At 31.2% G+C, this 1,526-nt stretch carries 2 protein-coding genes; both read right to left on the bottom strand.

Features of this window, described 5'->3' with window-relative positions; all coding sequences use genetic code 11:
- Positions 1-920: 920 nt before the first annotated feature.
- Positions 921-1,379 (bottom strand): XRE family transcriptional regulator, encoded by a 459-nt coding sequence (locus tag NBX25_RS24640; RefSeq protein WP_250255832.1) that lies wholly within the window; start codon positions 1,377-1,379, stop codon positions 921-923.
- On the bottom strand, positions 1,313-1,526 hold a 214-nt coding region (locus tag NBX25_RS24635), incomplete at its 5' end, for a hypothetical protein (RefSeq protein WP_250255831.1). The genes NBX25_RS24635 and NBX25_RS24640, both read right to left, overlap by 67 nt.

Raw genomic sequence — 1,526 nt, 5'->3', positions numbered from 1 at the left:
ATGTGACAGGATCTTCCGGTTTCGAAAAAGATCATATTTCTAAAATAGATTCGTAAAGTTCCTGATGTTTATTAATAAATGAATCGTATAAAGGATAAACGTATCTCAGGAATTCACTAAAATTTAAATACAAATAAAGCAAATAGCTTTAGTTTTCTTCTTCAAATATTTTTTAGCCTGACCATTTTCCGTGGTCAGGTTTTTTATGGATGAAGAGAGCCATATTCGAATAGAAATAGTGAATTAACTTTGTTTTTATTCTATCAAAAACACTTTAGTTCTACTATAAAATCTTTGAATTTAAAAGGAGTTCAATTGGCATTTTTCATAAAGATTTGGCTTCTATTTTCGTATAAATTATAGAGATTTATAGAGTTCAAAGTAGGAGACTTCATCACTGAAAAAGGTGGATTTTTATATGTTCGCTTAGAAAAAATCAATAAAATTGATTCCTTTTTGCTTCCTAAAATGAGCATATATTTTATAAAAACTTTGCGTCAAAGAAAATATTTTTTCGCAGATTCATGAAATTTTCGCAGATTAAAAATCCTCATAATTGTACAATTAAGTTGAAATTAAACACGAAGAAAAATGATTTTTTATATCCTATATTAGAGGCCAAAGTAGGTTACTTTGTAGCTAAAGAAGCTACATTTTTATACGTTCGATTAGGAAAAATTAATGAAATTGATGAGCTATTTTTAACCTTAAAAAGAGTATAATTTTTCATAAAAACTTTGCGTTCAAAAAATATTAGTTGTGTTTTTCACTAAGAATTAATTTATATTTTCTTGCAAATTCAAGAGATGGAAAAAAGTATATTTGAGATTTATCCAATTGCTTTTGGCCACTAATGCACGAATAAAAATCATTCATGCATTAGTAGCCAACAAAAATATAGCAGTAGTACTATTTAAAATTTAAGGCTCGAAACTCTCGAATTTTCCGTTTTCATAGAACAAAACAATGCGTTTTATTTTATTGTTTTGATTTCCAATCACTTGACTTAATATATCTTCAGGTGAATTTTCTAATCGCTGAGAATCCGATATTTTTTCAGGAGCTTTATCTTTGGTCGATATAACCGATTCTCCAGGAGCTGTCAGAGGAATCTCTGTCTCGGTTTCATCCACTCCGAATTCGTCATCTTCATTTATCATGGTAAAAAGATCGGGTAGAGGTGTTGTTCTTACCTGATCTTCTTCAGGCTGCTCTTCCGGAATTGTGGTTTCCGGTAATTCTGATTTTAGCATTTCGCCTTCACCGGTAACCAACCAGTCCCAAAGAAGTTCAGGAAAGCGGGATTTTATTTTTATGATAAACTCCAGTGATGGTTTATTTCTTCCTGACGTAATATGCGAAATGGAAGAACGCTGCACATCAATCTCATCTGCAAATTCAGATACCTGTAACCTGTTTCCTGTAGATCCTTTTTATAAGTGACATTATACTTTTTGTACTGCTGGCTGTTTGTTGATATGGTAATAGATGCTAGCAGCTTTGACTGTGAAAAGAGCATTCCTGCA

This window comes from Chryseobacterium sp. Marseille-Q3244 (assembly GCF_940807095.1).
Taxonomy (GTDB): Bacteria; Bacteroidota; Bacteroidia; order Flavobacteriales; family Weeksellaceae; genus Chryseobacterium.
The sequence above is the reverse complement of the archived record's forward strand: the minus strand, read 5'-3'. Positions and strand labels throughout refer to the sequence as shown.